Source organism: Solilutibacter silvestris (assembly GCF_050574925.1).
Taxonomy (GTDB): Bacteria; Pseudomonadota; Gammaproteobacteria; order Xanthomonadales; family Xanthomonadaceae; genus Solilutibacter; species Solilutibacter silvestris_A.
This window is the reverse complement of sequence record NZ_JBCMOO010000005.1, coordinates 197,349-212,997: the sequence shown is the minus strand read 5'-3', so window position 1 is coordinate 212,997 and position 15,649 is coordinate 197,349. Positions and strand designations below refer to the sequence as shown.

General features: G+C 66.6%; 13 protein-coding genes. 8 read left to right on the top strand and 5 right to left on the bottom strand.

The genetic code is table 11. The features are described 5' to 3' along the window. Positions 1-4 precede the first annotated feature (4 nt). The 6 genes from ABE093_RS11145 (at position 5) to ABE093_RS11120 (ending at position 8,867) form a co-directional block, all read left to right on the top strand. Positions 5-565 (top strand): Sua5/YciO/YrdC/YwlC family protein, encoded by a 561-nt coding sequence (locus ABE093_RS11145; RefSeq protein ID WP_430760967.1) that lies wholly within the window; start codon positions 5-7, stop codon positions 563-565. Positions 566-688: 123 nt separating this feature from the next. Further along, positions 689-5,155, top strand: coding sequence for a glutamate synthase large subunit (gltB, locus tag ABE093_RS11140; RefSeq protein WP_430760966.1), 4,467 nt, complete (start codon positions 689-691; stop codon positions 5,153-5,155). Beyond that, positions 5,152-6,606: an FAD-dependent oxidoreductase gene (locus ABE093_RS11135; protein WP_430760965.1), complete on the top strand. Its 1,455-nt coding sequence runs from the start codon at positions 5,152-5,154 to the stop codon at positions 6,604-6,606. Before gltB ends, ABE093_RS11135 begins: the two co-directional genes overlap by 4 nt. A 41-nt stretch (positions 6,607-6,647) precedes the next feature. Continuing rightward, positions 6,648-7,334 carry a DUF4124 domain-containing protein gene (locus tag ABE093_RS11130; RefSeq protein WP_430760964.1) on the top strand — a complete coding sequence of 229 codons (687 nt, stop codon included), beginning with the start codon at positions 6,648-6,650 and terminating at the stop codon, positions 7,332-7,334. Between the two features lie 5 nt (positions 7,335-7,339). Beyond that, a complete protein-coding gene (locus tag ABE093_RS11125; protein ID WP_430760963.1) occupies positions 7,340-7,996 on the top strand; it encodes a DUF4124 domain-containing protein in 657 nt (218 codons plus the stop codon). A gap of 55 nt (positions 7,997-8,051) precedes the next feature. Further along, entirely contained in the window at positions 8,052-8,867 is an 816-nt protein-coding gene (locus tag ABE093_RS11120; protein ID WP_430760962.1) for an XVIPCD domain-containing protein, read from the top strand. 3 nt (positions 8,868-8,870) lie between these two features. On the opposite strand, the gene ABE093_RS11115 is transcribed toward ABE093_RS11120, so the two are convergent. The 3 genes from ABE093_RS11115 to ABE093_RS11105 all read right to left on the bottom strand — a co-directional run bounded on the left by ABE093_RS11115 (position 8,871) and on the right by ABE093_RS11105 (position 12,970). After that, entirely contained in the window at positions 8,871-9,644 is a 774-nt protein-coding gene (locus ABE093_RS11115; RefSeq protein ID WP_430760961.1) for an SDR family oxidoreductase, read from the bottom strand. A 15-nt stretch (positions 9,645-9,659) separates the two neighbouring features. After that, positions 9,660-11,570, bottom strand: coding sequence for a signal peptide peptidase SppA (sppA, locus tag ABE093_RS11110; RefSeq protein WP_430760960.1), 1,911 nt, complete (start codon positions 11,568-11,570; stop codon positions 9,660-9,662). An 89-nt stretch (positions 11,571-11,659) separates the two neighbouring features. Continuing rightward, positions 11,660-12,970 carry an MATE family efflux transporter gene (locus ABE093_RS11105; RefSeq protein ID WP_430760959.1) on the bottom strand — a complete coding sequence of 437 codons (1,311 nt, stop codon included), beginning with the start codon at positions 12,968-12,970 and terminating at the stop codon, positions 11,660-11,662. A 112-nt stretch (positions 12,971-13,082) separates the two neighbouring features. Between ABE093_RS11105 and ABE093_RS11100 the strand changes: the two genes are divergently transcribed. Next, the gene (locus tag ABE093_RS11100) at positions 13,083-14,258 is read left to right on the top strand and encodes a DUF3667 domain-containing protein (protein WP_430760958.1); all 1,176 of its coding nucleotides are present in this window, start codon (positions 13,083-13,085) and stop codon (positions 14,256-14,258) included. Positions 14,259-14,268: 10 nt separating this feature from the next. Continuing rightward, complete coding sequence (locus ABE093_RS11095) at positions 14,269-14,577, top strand: DUF4286 family protein (RefSeq protein WP_430760957.1); 309 nt, start codon at positions 14,269-14,271, stop codon at positions 14,575-14,577. A gap of 7 nt (positions 14,578-14,584) precedes the next feature. Here ABE093_RS11095 and ABE093_RS11090 read toward each other — a convergent pair whose 3' ends face one another. Next, positions 14,585-15,112, bottom strand: coding sequence for a hypothetical protein (locus tag ABE093_RS11090; RefSeq protein WP_430760956.1), 528 nt, complete (start codon positions 15,110-15,112; stop codon positions 14,585-14,587). Then, positions 15,102-15,461, bottom strand: coding sequence for a hypothetical protein (locus ABE093_RS11085; protein WP_430760955.1), 360 nt, complete (start codon positions 15,459-15,461; stop codon positions 15,102-15,104). The genes ABE093_RS11090 and ABE093_RS11085 overlap by 11 nt, the downstream gene beginning before the upstream one ends. Positions 15,462-15,649 lie beyond the last annotated feature (188 nt).

Genomic DNA, 15,649 nt, shown 5'->3' with positions numbered 1-15,649 from the left:
CCGCGTGCTGCTGCTTGATGCCGACGCCGCCGTTGCGCTGATCAGGCGTGGCGGCGTGATCGCCTACCCCACCGAAGGCGTGTGGGGACTGGGCTGCGACCCGCGCAACGAACAGGCCGTCATGCGCATCCTCGCGATCAAGCAGCGCGAGGTCGAGAAAGGCCTGATCCTGATCGCCGCGGACGAAACGCAGCTCGCGCCGTTCGTGTCGATGGAAGCATTGGGCGAAGAACAACGCGCGGTTGTCCGCGCAACATGGCCGGGCGCGGCGACCTGGATCGTGCCGGCATCGGCGGCGGCGCCGCGCTGGATCACCGGCATGCACGACGGCATCGCGGTACGCATATCCGCGCATCCGCCCGTTATCGCACTCTGCAATGCCTTCGGCGGCGCGCTGGTCTCGACCAGCGCCAATCGCGCCGGCAACGGTGCGCCGACGCAAAGATCCGGGCTGGATCCCGAAGTTCTCGCCCTGCTGGATGGCGTGCTTGCCGGCGAAACCGGCGGGTTGCTGCAACCGACGCCGATCCGCGACGCCCGCAGCGGAGCCATTCTGCGCGGCTGAAAACCCGGGTTTCGTTTCGGCTGAAACGAAAATTGTGGCAGTGCACAAACTGTGGTCTATTCGGGTGAAGAGGCGCTCCGCGCACGCGAGTCGCCCTCTCACCACCGACACGACTGGACCACGATGGACGACCGGCGCAACCCACTGGCTGGCGGTCTCTATGACCCCGGCATCGAGCACGACAGCTGCGGCTTCGGCCTGATTGCCGATATCGCCGGCCCGGGTTCGCGCGCGATTGTTGATACCGCGCTGGAAGCGCTGTCGCGGATGGAGCATCGCGGAGGTGTCGCTGCCGATGGCTTGAGCGGCGATGGCTGCGGCGTGTTGCTGCACGGCTGCGAACCCTTCGCGCGCGCGCTGGCGAAGGATGCCGGCATCGCCCTGCCCGATGGCCGCATCGCCGCCGGCAACGTCTTCCTGCCGCGCGATGTAGAAGGCGCCGCACGCTGCCGCGAAACCCTGGAGCGCGAACTGCGGCATGTCGGTCATTCGATCGCAGGCTGGCGCGTCGTGCCGACCGACGATCGCGTCTGCGGCGCACTGGCGCGTTCCAACATGCCGCGCATCGAGCAGGTCTTCGTCGCGGATGCCGGCAACGACGCCGATGCCTTCGAGCGCGATCTCTATCTCGCCCGCCGTCGCGCCGAACAATCCCTGCGCGATCTCGCCGATTTCCATGTCGTCGGACTGTCGGCCAGGCTGCTCGGCTACAAGGGCATGGTGCTGCCGGAACACCTGCGCACGCTCTATCCCGATCTCGCGCATCCGGCGCTCGGCGCGCGCGTGGTGGTGTTCCACCAGCGCTTCTCCACCAATACGCAACCGCGCTGGCCGCTGGCGCAGCCGTTCCGCCGCCTCGCCCACAACGGCGAGATCAACAGCATCGCCGGCAATCGCGCCTGGGCGCAGTCGCGCCGGAACATCTGGAAGTCGCCGCTGCTCGACGTGAGCGAGTTCGACCAGGCGGTCACCACCAACGGTTCCGATTCGCAAAGCCTCGACAACGCATTGGAGTGGCTTCAACTCGGCGGCATGGACCTGTTGCAGGCGATGCGCATCCTGATTCCGCCGGCGCTGCAGTCGCTGGAATACAAGGACGCCGACCTGGTCGCGTTCTACGAGTACTACTCGATCAATTCCGAACCGTGGGACGGCCCCGCCGGCATCGTGATGTGCGACGGTCGCCACGCCGCCTGCACGCTCGATCGCAACGGCCTGCGCCCGGCACGCTGGACGCTGTCGCGCGACGGCGTGTTCGTGATCGCTTCGGAAACCGGCGTGTGGGACCTGCCGGCGGAAGACGTCGAAGCCAAGGGCAAGCTCGGTCCCGGCGAGATGATCGCGATCGACCTCGATGCAGGCAAGCTGCTCGATACCCACGCCATCGACGCCATCAACCGCGCCCGCGCGCCGTACAAGCAATGGCTGCGCGAAGGCATGTCCTACCTGCACACCGAGCTGATCGATCCGGCGCTGACCGACGCGCCGTTCGATACCGAAACCCTGCTCGGCTTCCAGCGCCTCTTCCAGCTCAGCCGCGAGGAACAGGAGCAGGTGCTGCGCCCGCTCGCCGAAACCGAACAGGAAGCGATCGGATCGATGGGCGACGACGTGCCGATGGCGGCGATCAGCCAGCGCATCCGCCCGCTCTACGACTGTTTCCGCCAGGCCTTCGCCCAGGTCACCAATCCATCGATCGATCCGCTGCGCGAAGGCAGCGTCATGAGCCTGACCACGCAGATCGGCCGCGAAGGCAACCTGTTCGTGGATGCGCCGTCCAACGTCGACCACGTCCTGCTGAATTCGCCGGTGCTGTCGCAGCGCAAGCTGCACCAGTTGCTGGCGCTGCCGCGCTTCGCCGAATCGCATCTCTACATCGATCTCTATTTCGACGCCAACACCTCGTTGCAGGAAGCGCTGCAACGCATCTGCAAGCAGGCCGAAGACGCCGCGCGCGCCGGCATCGAACTGTTGATCCTCAGCGATCGCCGCCCGCTGCGCGGTTGCGCCGCGGTGCATGCGCTGCTGGCGACCGGCGCCGTGCACCAGCATCTTGTCCGCCACGACTTGCGCTGCATCAGCAACATCCTGGTCGAGACCGGCACCGCGCGCGATCCGCATCATTTCGCCTGCCTGGTCGGCTGCGGCGCGACCGCGGTCTATCCCTATCTCGCCTACCAATCGCTGCATGCGCTGGCGCGACGCGGCATCCTCGGCGGCAAGACCAATGGCGAACCCTTGCAGGTCGGCCGCAGCTATCGCCGTGGCGTGAAAAAGGGATTGCTGAAGATCCTGTCGAAGATGGGCATCGGCACGATTGCAAGTTATCGCGGGGCGCAGCTGTTCGAGATCGTCGGACTCGATCCGGAAGTGGTCGCGCAATGCTTCGCCGGCACGCCATCGCGGATCGGCGGCGCCGGATTCGCGCGACTGGAAGCCGATGCGCGCGCGCTGGCGGAACAGGGCTGGGATCTCAACGCGTTGCCGGAAGCCGGCGGCCTGCTGCGCTACCTCCCCGGCGGCGAATACCACCAGTACAACCCGGACGTGGTGCAGTCGCTGCAACGCGCGGTGCTGACCGGCGATCGCGAAGACTGGAAGCGCTATGCGTCCACGGTGGACGAACGTCCGGCGGCGGCACTGCGCGACCTCTTGCGCGCGAAGCCGATCGGCCGGCCGGTTGCGATTGAAGAAGTGGAACCGGTCGAAGCGATCATCCGTCGCTTCGACAGCGCCGGCATGAGCCTTGGCGCGTTGTCGCCGGAAGCGCACGAAGCGCTGGCGATCGCGATGAACCGCCTCGGCGCGCGCAGCAATTCCGGCGAAGGTGGCGAGGATCCCGCGCGTTACCACGACGATCGCCGCAGCAAGATCAAGCAGATCGCCTCGGGACGTTTCGGCGTCACACCCGAATACCTGATCAATGCCGACGTGTTGCAGATCAAGCTCGCGCAGGGCGCCAAGCCCGGCGAAGGCGGCCAGCTGCCGGGCAGCAAGGTCGATCCGCTGATCGCGCGACTGCGTTACGCCAAGCCCGGCATCGGGCTGATCTCGCCGCCGCCGCACCACGACATCTATTCGATCGAGGATCTCGCGCAACTGATCTTCGACCTGCGCCAGATCAATCCGCGCGCGCTGATCTCGGTGAAGCTGGTCAGCCATGCCGGCGTCGGCACCATTGCCGCAGGCGTGGTGAAAGCAGGCGCCGATCTCATCACCATTTCCGGCCACGACGGCGGCACCGGCGCCAGCCCGATCGGATCGATCCGCTACGCCGGCGTGCCGTGGGAACTCGGCCTCTCGGAAGCGCGCCAGGCGCTGCAGGGCAACGACCTGCGCGACAAGGTGTTGCTTCAAACCGATGGTGGCCTGAAGACCGGACTCGACGTGATCAAGGCGGCGCTGCTCGGCGCCGACAGTTTCGGTTTCGGCACCGCTCCGATGATCGCGCTCGGCTGCAAATACCTGCGCATCTGCCACCTCAACAATTGCGCCACCGGCCTCGCGACCCAGGACGCGCGCCTGCGCGAACTGCATTTCAAGGGACTGCCGGAACGCGTCGAAACCTTCTTCCGCAATGTCGCCGAAGACGTGCGCGAACACCTGGCCGCGTTGGGCGCGCGTTCGCTGGGCGAGATCGTCGGTCGCAGCGACCTGCTCGAACAATTCCTGCACCACACCCGCGACGATGTCGAGATCGACCTCTCCGCGTTGTTGCGCAGTGATCCCGACAAGGCCGCCAGCTATTGCGGCGCACCGGCCCTGCAGACGCAACCCGACGGCCTGGCCGCGACGCTCGAGCGCACACTCGCCGACGCCATCGCCCGCGGCGAAGGCGGCGAGACCAGCCAGGTCATCCGCAATGTCGATCGCAGCATCGGCACGCGCCTGTCCGGCCTCATCGCGCAACACCACGGCAATACCGGGATGAGCGACCGTCCGGTCACGCTGCGCCTGCAGGGCACCGCCGGGCAAAGTCTTGGCGCATTCAACGCCGGCGGGTTGCACATCGATCTCTCCGGCGATGCCAACGACTACGTCGGCAAGGGCATGGCCGGCGGACGCATCGTGCTGCGTCCTACGGCAGGCAGCCGGTATGCCAGCGAAGCCACGCCGATCCTCGGCAACACCTGCCTCTATGGCGCGACGGGTGGCGAGCTCTACGCCGCGGGCCGCGCCGGCGAACGTTTCGCCGTGCGCAATTCCGGCGCGGTCGCGGTAGTGGAAGGCGCCGGCGACCATTGCTGCGAATACATGACCGGCGGCACCGTGGTCGTGCTCGGTGATGTCGGCCTCAACTTCGGCGCGGGCTTCACCGGAGGCATCGCCTACGTGCTCGATCGCGAACGCGATTTCGTCGATCGCTACAACCACGAACTGATCGACATCCAGCGCATCACCGCCGAACACTTCGATACCTATCGCCAGCACCTGCGCGAACTGATCGAAACCCACGCACGCCTGACCGGCAGCGCCTGGAGCGCGCACATCCTCGACGGTTTCCGCGACTTCGTCGGCAAGTTCTGGTTGGCGAAACCGAAAGCGGCCGACCTCGACGCGCTGGCCGACGAACTGAGGCGCGCCGCATGAGCCGCAAGCAGCCTTTCCAGTTCCTCGACGCCGCACGGCAGATGCCCGACAAACAGCTGCTGCAACTGCGCCTGCAAGGCGACTGGAGCGAGTTGTACGGACGCTTCGACATGCCTGCGGCCAAGCAGCAGGCGGGACGCTGCCTTGATTGCGGCAATCCCTATTGCCAGAACGCCTGTCCGGTGCACAACCATATTCCGCGCTGGCTGCGGCTGGTGGAGGAAGGCCGCATCATCGAAGCGGTCGAGCTCTGCCACGAAACCAATCCATTGCCGGAAATCTGTGGTCGCGTCTGCCCGCAGGATCGCCTGTGCGAAGGTGCCTGCACGCTTGAGGACGGCTTCGGCGCGGTGACGATCGGCGCCACCGAGAAATACATCGTCGAGACCGCGCTCGCGCAAGGCTGGCGTCCCGACCTGTCGCGGGTGCAGGCCACCGGCAAGCGCGTGGCGATCGTCGGCGCCGGACCGGCGGGGCTTGCCTGCGCCGATCGACTGGTGCGCAAGGGCATCGCCGCGACCGTGTTCGATCGCTACGAACAGATCGGCGGCCTGCTGCAATTCGGCATCCCCACCTTCAAGCTCGAGAAATCGGTGGTCGCGCGCCGGCGCGAACTCCTCGAAGGCATGGGCGTGCAATTCCGCCTCGGCGTCGAGATCGGTCGCGACATCGCGCTCGATGCCTTGCTTGAAGAATTCGACGCGGTCTTCCTCGGCCTCGGCGCCTATCGCTATACCGATGGCGGCCTGCCCGGACAGGAGTTGCGCGGCGTGATGCCGGCGCTGCCCTTCCTGGTGCAGAACGGACGTCGTGTTGCTGGCGACGATGCCGACGCTGCGCATCCGATCGCGGGTTGGGAATACGGATTGCAGCTACCGGATCTCGCTGGCAAGCGCGTGGTCGTTCTCGGCGGCGGCGACACCGGCATGGACTGCGTGCGTTCGGCGATACGCCTGGGCGCGGCGAACGTCAGCTGCGTCTATCGTCGCGACGAGGCGAGCATGCCCGGCTCCGCGCGCGAAGTCGCCAATGCGCGCGAGGAACAGGTCGAGTTTCTGTTCAATCGCCAGCCGCTGGCGATCGAAGCCGATGGCGATGGCGCAGTCTCCGGCGTGCGCGTGGCCACGACCGAGCTTGGCGAACCCGATGCGCGCGGACGCCGCGGCGCGGTGATCGTACCCGGCAGCGAAACCACGATCGCCGCCGACGTGGTGATCATCGCCTTCGGATTCGCACCGCAACTGCCGGACTGGCTGGCCGACGCCGACGTGCAGGCGCAGGCCAACGGTCGCCTGGTCGTGTCCGGCGAACACCGTCGTGCCTGGCAGACCACGCATCCGCGCCTGTTCGCCGGCGGCGACTGCGTACGCGGACCGGACCTGGTGGTGACCGCGGTGCAGGAAGGTCGCGACGCCGCGGCAAGCATCGCCGCGATGTTGGCGCAGGGATAACGACTCTTCCCGACAAGCGGCAAGGCGCGCAAGATGGCGCCATGCGTCCGGCTGCCGCCATCGTCCTGATCTCGCTGATCGTCCTGCTGCTCGCCTGCACCAGCGCACGGGCGACCCAGAACGATGTCACCGTTTATCGCTGCACCGATGCCCGCGGGCAGGTCGAATTGCGCGACAGTCCCTGCCCCGCCAACCAGCGCCAGCAGACGCGGCAGATGCTGCGGCCCAAGGACGCGCCGCCGAGCGCGCCGACACCCGCCACGACAGCGGTCGTGCGGGAGAACGTTCGCGAAGTGCGTTACGTGCTGCGCCAGCCGCGGCCGTTGTACGAATGCACCGCGGCCGACGGCAGCCGCTACACCAGCGAAAGCGGCGAAGGCAATCCGCGCTGGCAACCGGCCTGGATCGCCACGCCGCCATGGGGCGTGCGCCCACCGGTCGTGCCCCTGGGCGGTGGAGCACAGGTGCATTACCAGGATCGCCATACCAGCGTGCGCATCGGTCAACGCGGCGGAATCGGCGTCTATCCGGGCATGGCCTACGCTGGCGGATCATGGGTGCGCGACAGTTGTTCGCCGATGCCGGAGGAACGCATGTGCGCGATGCTGTCGCAACGACGCGATGACATTCAGCGTCGCAACGTGCTGCGCCAGCCCAGCGAACAGGCGCAACTCAATGCCGAGGAATCCTCCATCAACGCGAGATTGCGCGACGAATGCGGCGGCTGACGACCTTGACCAGAACGATCATCGCGACCGCCCTGTTGCTGGCCTTCGCCGTCGGCGACAGCGCAGGCCAATCCGTGCGCACGCGCAAGGCGAAGGCGCCGGCGAACGATCCGAACGTCACCGTGATCTATCGCTGCACCGATGCCGCTGGAATGCTCAGCATCCAGAACACGCCCTGCCCGCGTGGCCAGCACCAGGAACGCAGCGTGATCGCACGCCCGATCGATCCGCTGCCGGCGCCATTGCCGGAGGCCACGCCCCCGCCTGCAGCGCCTGCTGCCAATACGACACAGTCGCAGCCGGCCGCGCCACCTCCGGCACAGGTCGACGACACGCCGTTGCCGCCGCCTCCGCTGTATCGCTGCCACACCTCGTCGGGCGGCAGCTACGCCAACGAAACAGACAACCCGCCCGAGCGCTGCCGCGACGTGCCGCTGGTGAACATCAGCGGTTCCCAGAACGTGCCCGACCACGAATGCCAGATGGAACGCGACCGCTGCGAACGCATTCCCGACCAGGAACTGTGCGCGACCTGGAAGCAGCGGCTGGCGGAAGCCAAGTCGATGCTGGAACTCGGCAACCCGGACCTGGTCGAACGGGCAACCCTGCAGCGGGACCAGGCGCAGCGGGTGATGGACCGTTCATGTTTGACCCAAAACTGAAAATTTGATAGTAGTCACACTTTGAACGGATAGAACCTGCGGAAACACAGACCGGATGCCTGAGCCCGTGGTCGAACTCGAGCGATTGACCATCCCTGAATTCAGCCTCGGGATCGCCCGCGAGCCCGGCAGCGAGCGATTGGGCGCACAGGTGATCGAACCCGAACAGTTGTGCGACAGCGACCTGCCGCTTGCGATGGTGGCCCGTGAGCATCGTGCCGAGCTGCTGGCGAAGGCGAATCGCATGCTCGATGCGACCATGCAGGAAACCGTGGGCCAGAACCCGTCGCGACGCAGCGGCGCGGTGGCGTCGATGCAGACGCAATTCCTGATCGACCAGTACCTGCACTATCTCGGTTGGGCCAAGACCCACCCGGTCGGCGAACTTCGCGTCGATGGCGTCGACCGCCATTGGGGACGCGCGCAGACCAATGCCCTGGTCGAGACTTTGGAGGAACGCCTGAAGCAACTCGGCATGCATGGCGATCGCCCGACCCGCGACAGCGGCCACACCGCATTCCACAGTCACGCCGATCTCGCGCAAAGCCTGGTCGCGCGGATTCCCGCCGCCGCGATCACGCGCATGGCCGCCGGCGTGCGCGCGGAAGATGTCGCCTATGCGCTCGCGGAGGCCGGTCGCCGCGAAGGATTCGTGCCGACGACGCCGGTGTCGGTGGTGTCGTCCAGCGATGGCAGCCGCGTGTTCGCGGTGCAGGGCGATCTCGTCGATCCGGCCAGCATGCGCGTCAGCCTGGCGGTCGATCAGGTGCGACCGGGCACCGCAGCGGCATTGCGCGCATCGCTCGCATGCATGGACGAAAACGATGCCGACGACGTGACGCTGCGGCCCGCGATGCAACCGACGCGTTGAGCGTCAGAACCCGTAGCGCAGGAATCCGCCGTCCACCGCGATGCATTCGCCGGTGATGTAACTCGCCGCCGGCAAGCACAGGAACGCGACCGCGGCGGCGACTTCCTCGGGATCGCCGACACGGCCCATCGGCGTGCGTTGCAGCACATCGTCGAGATACTCGGGATCGGACAATTTCGGCGACGTGCGGCGCGTGCGGATGTACCACGGCGCCACCGAATTCACCCGCACGCCGTCCTCGGCCCACTCCACCGCGAGATTGCGCGTCATCTGGTGCAGCGCAGCCTTGCTCATGCCGTAGGGCGCACCGGTGCGCACATGGGTGAGCCCGGACACGCTGCCGACATTGACGATGCTCGATGCCGCGTGCTGCGTCAGCAACGGATGCGCAATCCGCGACAGTTCGAACGCGGAGAAGAGGTTGGTCTCGAAGATCTGCCGCCACTCGTCCTCGCCGTATTCGACGGTGGGCCGGCTGCGGTTGGTGCCGGCATTGTTGACGAGGATGTGCAGACCACCCTGGTCCTCGACCCAATCCATCAACGCGCCGCGTTCTTCCTCGTCGCTGATGTCGCAGTTGTAGGCGAACACGCCACGATCGGGAAATTCGTCCTGCAGATCGGCGACGACCTGCTCCAGCACGCCGCCGTCGCGCGCCGCCAGCATCACTTCCGCACCGAGGCCCAGCAATTCGCGGGCGATGGCCAGGCCGATGCCGGCGCTGCCGCCGGTGACCAGTGCGGTCTGTCCATCCAGTCGCCAGCGCGAAGTGGGCATGTCGATGCTCCGTGGTTACAACGAATCGAAGCCGCAGTAGCAATGCGCCATCGCCTGCACCGGCGAACGCGCACGGGTGAATTGCTCGCGCAAATCGCTCAGCTGGCGCTCGACGCGGGCGTCGGCGCTGCCTTCGGCCAGTCCGCGCAGCCAGGTCGAACGCGCCAGCATGCTTGTGGCGATGCGCGATTCGACATTGCCGGACAACAGCTGGTCGAGCGCACCGGCGCGACGTTCGATATAGCGCACGCGCACCTGGTCCTTGGCGATCTTGGCGCGGCCCGCGGCGAAATCGACCGCGGCCTGCAAGCCGCCGAACTCGTCGACCAGGCCACGTTCCTTCGCCTGCGCACCGCTCCACACGCGACCGCGCGCGATCGAATCGATCTGCTCGACGCTCTGCTTGCGCGCCTGCGCGACCTTGCCGGTGAAATCGCGATAACCCTTCTCGATCACCGATTGCAGGATGGTGGCGACGCCCGGATCCATCGGCCGGGTGATGTCCATCGCACCGGCCAACGGCGCGGTTGCAACGCCATCGCTGTGCACGCCGATCTTGCCCAGCGCGCGCGATGCATTCGGGATCAGGCCGAAGATGCCGATCGATCCGGTGATCGTCGACGGATCGGCATAGATGCGTTCGGCGTTCATGCTGATCCAGTAGCCGCCCGACGCCGCGACATCGCCCATCGACACCACCACCGGCTTGCCGGCGTCCTTGAGCGCCTGCACTTCACGACGGATCTGTTCGGAGGCGAAGACCTCGCCGCCAGGCGAATCCACCCGCAGCACCACCGCCTTCACCATGTCGTCGAGGCGCGCTTCGCGCAGCAGTTCCGACGTCGAATCGCCACCGACGCGCCCACCGCCCTGCTTGCCGGGCACGATTTCGCCTTCGGCCACGACGATCGCGACCTGCTGGGTGCCGTCGCCCTTGGGCAATTGCGTGCGCAGGTTGCGCAGGTACTGGTCGTAGGCGACCTGGCGGAAACCGCCATCGGCGTCCTTGTCGGCGACACCGGCCTTGGCCAGCATGTCCTCGACTTCGGCGCGCGTCTTCAGGCCATCGACCAGTTTCTGTTCGAGCGCGTATTTGGCGAGATCGCCCTGCGTGCTGGCGACGCCCTGCGCGATGCCGTCGATACCGGCCTTCACTCCTTCCGGCGTCAGCTTGCGTGCGCTGGCGATGTCGCCGATGTAGCGCTGCCACAGATCGTTCATCCAGAACAGGTCGGCTTCCTTCGCTTCCGGCGATGCGTTGTCGCGCACGTAGGGTTCCGCTGCCGACTTGTATTCGCCGACCTTGAACAGCTTGAAGTCGATGCCGAGCTTGTCCTGCAGGCCTTCGCGCATGTACGGGCGATAGCTCGACAGGCCTTCCAGCAACAGGCCGTGGCCATCGGGATCGAGGTAGACCTGGCTCGCCTGCGCGGCGATCAGGTACTGGCCCTGCGTCATGCCTTCGGAGAACGCGATCACCTGCTTGCCGCTGGCCTTGAGGCGCTGCAACGCGGCGACGATTTCATGCGTGCTGGCCATGCCCGACGGATAGAGCTTGTCGACGTCGAGGAGGACGCGTTCGATCGAGCTGTCCTTCGCCGCGGCGTCGATCACCTTGACCAGGTCGCGCAGGCGCACGACCTTGCGGCTCGGATCCTCTTCGCTGTTCTGCGCGATCAGCTTGGTCAGCGCATCGCGACCGTCTTCTTCCATCACCTTGCCTTCCGGCGCCAGCACCAGCGTGGTGCGATCGAGCACCGGCGTGATCGCCGCGCGCCCGCTCATCGACAGGAAGCCGACGAAGAGGAACAGCAGGACGAAAAAGGCGATGTTGAGGACGAGGCGCCGGGTGAAGTTGGCGACGTCCCAGACGCCCTTGAAGAAGCTGAAAATCGGGTTGGAACGGCGCGGTGCGGGCTGGTTCATCGAAGAAGAATCACGGGTGGATGCGGACAGCCTAGCAGTCCTGCAGTCGCCCGCATGTGCCGGAAGAAAACGCCGCCGTTATCGGGAATTCAGGCCAGTCGTCGACTGCTGCGCCAGGCCCGCCGCCCGAGCAGGATCGCGGCGACGGTCAGGCCGGCGATCAGGCCCGCCCACATGCCCTGCGGGCCGTAGCCAAGCCCAAGTCCGAGTCCCGCACCCACCGGCATGCCGACGCCCCAGTAGGCGAACGCGGCGAGCAGCATCGGCACGCGGGTGTCCTGCATGCCGCGCAAGGCGCCGGCCGAAATCACCTGCACGCCGTCGGGATACTGGAACGCCACCGCGAACAGGATCAGCTGCGCCGCCAGCGCGGCGACCACCGCGTCCTGGGTATAGGCGCCGACGATCAGGTGGCGTCCGAACACCATGACCAGCGCGGTCAGGGTCTGGGTGATCAACAGCAGCGCATAACTCGCGCGCAATGCGCGCCGCAGCGCCATGCCGTCCTCGCGGCCGCGGGCATGGCCGACGCGCACCGTCGTCGCTTCGGCGAGGCCGAGCGGAATCATGAAGCACAGGCTGGCGACGTTGATGGCGATCTGGTGCGCGGCCGCCGGGATCGCGCCCAGGCGTCCGATCAGCAGCGAAGTGACGATGAAGAGACTGCCTTCCATCGCCACGGTGACGCCGATCGGCAGGCCAGTGGCGAGCAGGCGCCGCAACTCGATCCAGTTCGGCGCTTCCAGGTGCGCGAACAGCGCGAAACGGGCGAAGCGCGGCGATCGCCACAGGTACAGCGCGAATGCGCATGCCTGCATCCACATCATCACCGCCGAGGCGATGCCGAGTCCGGCGGCGCCGCGCGCCTCGAAACCGAAACGGCCGAAGCACATCGCGTAGCCGAGCGGCGCCAACACCAGCAAGCCGCCGAAACCGAGCAACATGGTCGGCAAGGTCCAGTGCAGGCCATCGCTGAGATAACGCATGCACAGGTAGAAGGTGAAGGCCGGAATGCCCCAGCGGATGCCGAGCAGGAAGGCTTGCGCGTGCGGGCGCACCTCCGCGGCGATGCCCATCGTCGGCAGCAATTTCGCCGCCAGCGTCAGGAAGCCGAACATCAGCACGCCCAGCACCAGCGCCAGCCACAGCGACTGGCGGAACAGCGGGCCGATTTCGTCGTGGCGACCCGCGCCATCGAGCTCGGACACGCGTGGCGGCAACGACATCAACGTGCCCATCGGCACCAGCATCGGCAACCAGAACAGCGCATTGCCGACCGAAACGCCAGCCAGGGTATCGGTGCCGTGGTGCCCGGCGACCGAGGAGTCGACGAAACCGATCAGGCCCGACGACAGATGGCCGAGCGTGAGCGGCGCCGCCAGCAGGGCGCTGGTGCGCATCTCCTGCGCAAAGGAAGTCGGTCTGGACGCCACGGAAAGTGCCTGCAACAACAACGGGATGGCCGGAACACGGCGCGGCCCGGTATCTTAACGCCTCGTACGGAGGGTACCGATGACAAAGCCGCTGGATCCGATCGAGCCAATCACCGCGACCATGTCGCACGATGGCCCGCATCCCGACAATTGCGAGAACTGCAAGACCGCGCTGCAGGGTCCGTATTGCCATGCGTGCGGCCAGCACGGCCACAACCCGCTCAAGAGTTTTCGCCATGCCATCGAGGACGTGTTCGAATCGTTCTGGCACGTCGACGGCCGCATCTTCCGCACCCTGCGCGACCTGCTGCTGCCCTGGCGCATCATCAACAACTACCTCGGCGGCCAGCGCGTGCGTTACATCCCGCCGCTGCGCATCTTCGTCATCCTCAGCCTGGTGACGTTCTTCGTCGCCCACTTCGCCATCCATTCCGAAACCGGGCCGATCCAGTTCAACGGCGCCGACACCAACAGCATTTCGGCCGCGACCACCGTGGAAGACGTGCAACGACTGCGCGACAAGGCACTCGCCGACATCGACAAGGGCGCCACCGCCGACAAGAACGATCCGGCCTTCGTCAAGGGCGTGCTGGCGACCGCGCGCAAGGCCGTGCAGGCGCAGGCCGACACCCGCATCCGCGCCCTGGAAGATGCCAAGGCCAAGGGCCAGCCGGTGCCGCCACCATCGCCTGCACTGGTGATGGACACGGAGGATGGCGGCAAAGACGGGGGCGACTGGAACGTGACCACCGAACGCGTCCATGTCTCGTGGCTGCCGGAATTCGTCAACGACGCGCTCAACAATGCCGTGCAGCGCGGCGCCAAGAACGCCAAGCGCTTCGCGAAGGATCGTTCGGAACTGTTCCAGGCCTGGATGGGCTCGATCCCGACCGCGCTGTTCTTCATGGTGCCGTTCTTCGCCCTGCTGCTGCGCGTGTTCTACCTGTTCACGCCGTGGACCTACCTCGAGCACCTGGTGGTCGCGCTCTACAGCCACGCCTTCCTGCTTTTGGGCAGTCTGGTGTCCTTCCTGCTGTCGATGTCGTTGCGCGCGTTGCTCGGCTCGCACGCTGTCAACGCCATGATCACCTTCCTGGTGATGGCGATGATGGTGATCCTGCTGTGGACGCAGAAGCGCGTGTACCAGCAAGGCTGGATGCTGACCTTGGTCAAGTATTTCGCGGTCGGCTCGATCTACTGGTTCCTGCTCGGCTTCGGCGCGCTGTTCGCCCTGCTGCTGGTCTTCCTCAAGTGAGGATGCGCTGATGGCCAACGTGATCTACGAGGTCAATCTCGACGTCGATGCCGCCGTGGCTGATGCCTATTTCGCGTGGTTGCACGACCATGTCGCGGCCATCCTCGCGCTGCCGGGCTTCCTCGACGCCCGGATCTCCGCGGTCGAGGATCCGCCGCCGGGACGCGTGCTCTGGTGCGTGCACTATCGCGTCCACAGCCGCGCCGCACTCCAGGATTATTTCGACCATCATGCCGCCGCCATGCGCGGCGACGGCATCGCGCGCTTCGGCGATCGTTTCAGCGCGACCCGCAGGATCCTCGAACCGCTGGCCGACTGAGCGCGCCTCAGCGCTCCGACACCTGCGCCAGCCACGCCGCGCGATTCGCGGCCGGAACATTCATCAATTCCTTGCGCAGGGCGTCGCGCTGCTCCGGCGGCGTGCGCCAGGCGATGCGTCCGAGCTCGGCCAATTCATCGGCATTCATGTCGTGGAGGATGCGCAGCAATGGCGCGCGTTCGTCCTCGGGCACGTAGGACAACAGCGGCGACAACTGCGGCCAGAGCGCGCCGACTTGCGGACCGAGCAGCCAACCGCGTTGCTCGGCACGATCGAGTTGCGCGAACTCGGCGCGGAATCGCGACTGTTCGTCCGCGGGCAACGCGGCGAATGCCGTCGCCGCGTCGCGAATGCGCTGGCGCTGCGCTTCATCCAGCTGCAACCACGCCGACTGGCGTTCGCGCTGGTCGCGCTCGTGAACCCTGTTGATGGCCTGCCGGTTCGTCTCGGCTTGCGGCGCCGGCTCCGGCGCGCGCTGGCATCCCGCCATCACGATTACGGCGAGCACGAACAGGCAGGCGCGTTCACTGCGCATCGTTGCCCTCCTGGGACTCGCCGTCGCTCATGGTCTCGGGCAATTCCGGCAGCGGCGCGGCGGCGGGCGTCCCCGCCTCGTGGCGCTGCGAGTACCACGACAGGAATTCGAGGTCGCGCACCACGGCGGCATCGCGGTCGTCCGGCGCCAGCTCGCCGCGCGCGGAAGGCGCGTGGGCGCTTTCCGGCGGAAGGGCTGCCTGCGGCAATGCCTCGGTGGCGATGTGCGGCTCATCGCCGCCGGCCAGCCGTGTCGTCCAGTCGCCGACCCAGGTCGAGAGCAGCGCCGCTGCGGTCAGCACGACCACGCCGGCCAGCCAGGACCAAGTACGTCGGGAGAGTGGGAACACGCCTGGAGCAGGGGTCACGAGATCAGGCGCTGAGATGCGGCATCGCCACGATGATAGCGTGCGGCCATGCGTCGTCCTGTCCCGTCAGTCATGCCCGAGACCTGTTCCGAGGGCTTGCATCGAAACCGGAACTGTGCATCTCGTCGGAATGTTGTTCACAGGGGTCACGTCTTTGTCACGAAACCGGA

What these genes read in the sequence shown, in the direction of transcription:
- gltB (WP_430760966.1), top strand. Translation starts at nt 689, where the DNA reads ATGGACGACCGGCGCAACCCACTGGCTGGCGGTCTCTATGACCCCGGC.
- ABE093_RS11135 (WP_430760965.1), top strand. Translation starts at nt 5,152, where the DNA reads ATGAGCCGCAAGCAGCCTTTCCAGTTCCTCGACGCCGCACGGCAGATG.
- ABE093_RS11130 (WP_430760964.1), top strand. Translation starts at nt 6,648, where the DNA reads ATGCGTCCGGCTGCCGCCATCGTCCTGATCTCGCTGATCGTCCTGCTG.
- ABE093_RS11120 (WP_430760962.1), top strand. Translation starts at nt 8,052, where the DNA reads ATGCCTGAGCCCGTGGTCGAACTCGAGCGATTGACCATCCCTGAATTC.
- ABE093_RS11115 (WP_430760961.1), bottom strand. Translation starts at nt 9,644, where the DNA reads ATGCCCACTTCGCGCTGGCGACTGGATGGACAGACCGCACTGGTCACC.
- sppA (WP_430760960.1), bottom strand. Translation starts at nt 11,570, where the DNA reads ATGAACCAGCCCGCACCGCGCCGTTCCAACCCGATTTTCAGCTTCTTC.
- ABE093_RS11105 (WP_430760959.1), bottom strand. Translation starts at nt 12,970, where the DNA reads ATGCGCACCAGCGCCCTGCTGGCGGCGCCGCTCACGCTCGGCCATCTG.
- ABE093_RS11100 (WP_430760958.1), top strand. Translation starts at nt 13,083, where the DNA reads ATGACAAAGCCGCTGGATCCGATCGAGCCAATCACCGCGACCATGTCG.
- ABE093_RS11095 (WP_430760957.1), top strand. Translation starts at nt 14,269, where the DNA reads ATGGCCAACGTGATCTACGAGGTCAATCTCGACGTCGATGCCGCCGTG.
- ABE093_RS11090 (WP_430760956.1), bottom strand. Translation starts at nt 15,112, where the DNA reads ATGCGCAGTGAACGCGCCTGCCTGTTCGTGCTCGCCGTAATCGTGATG.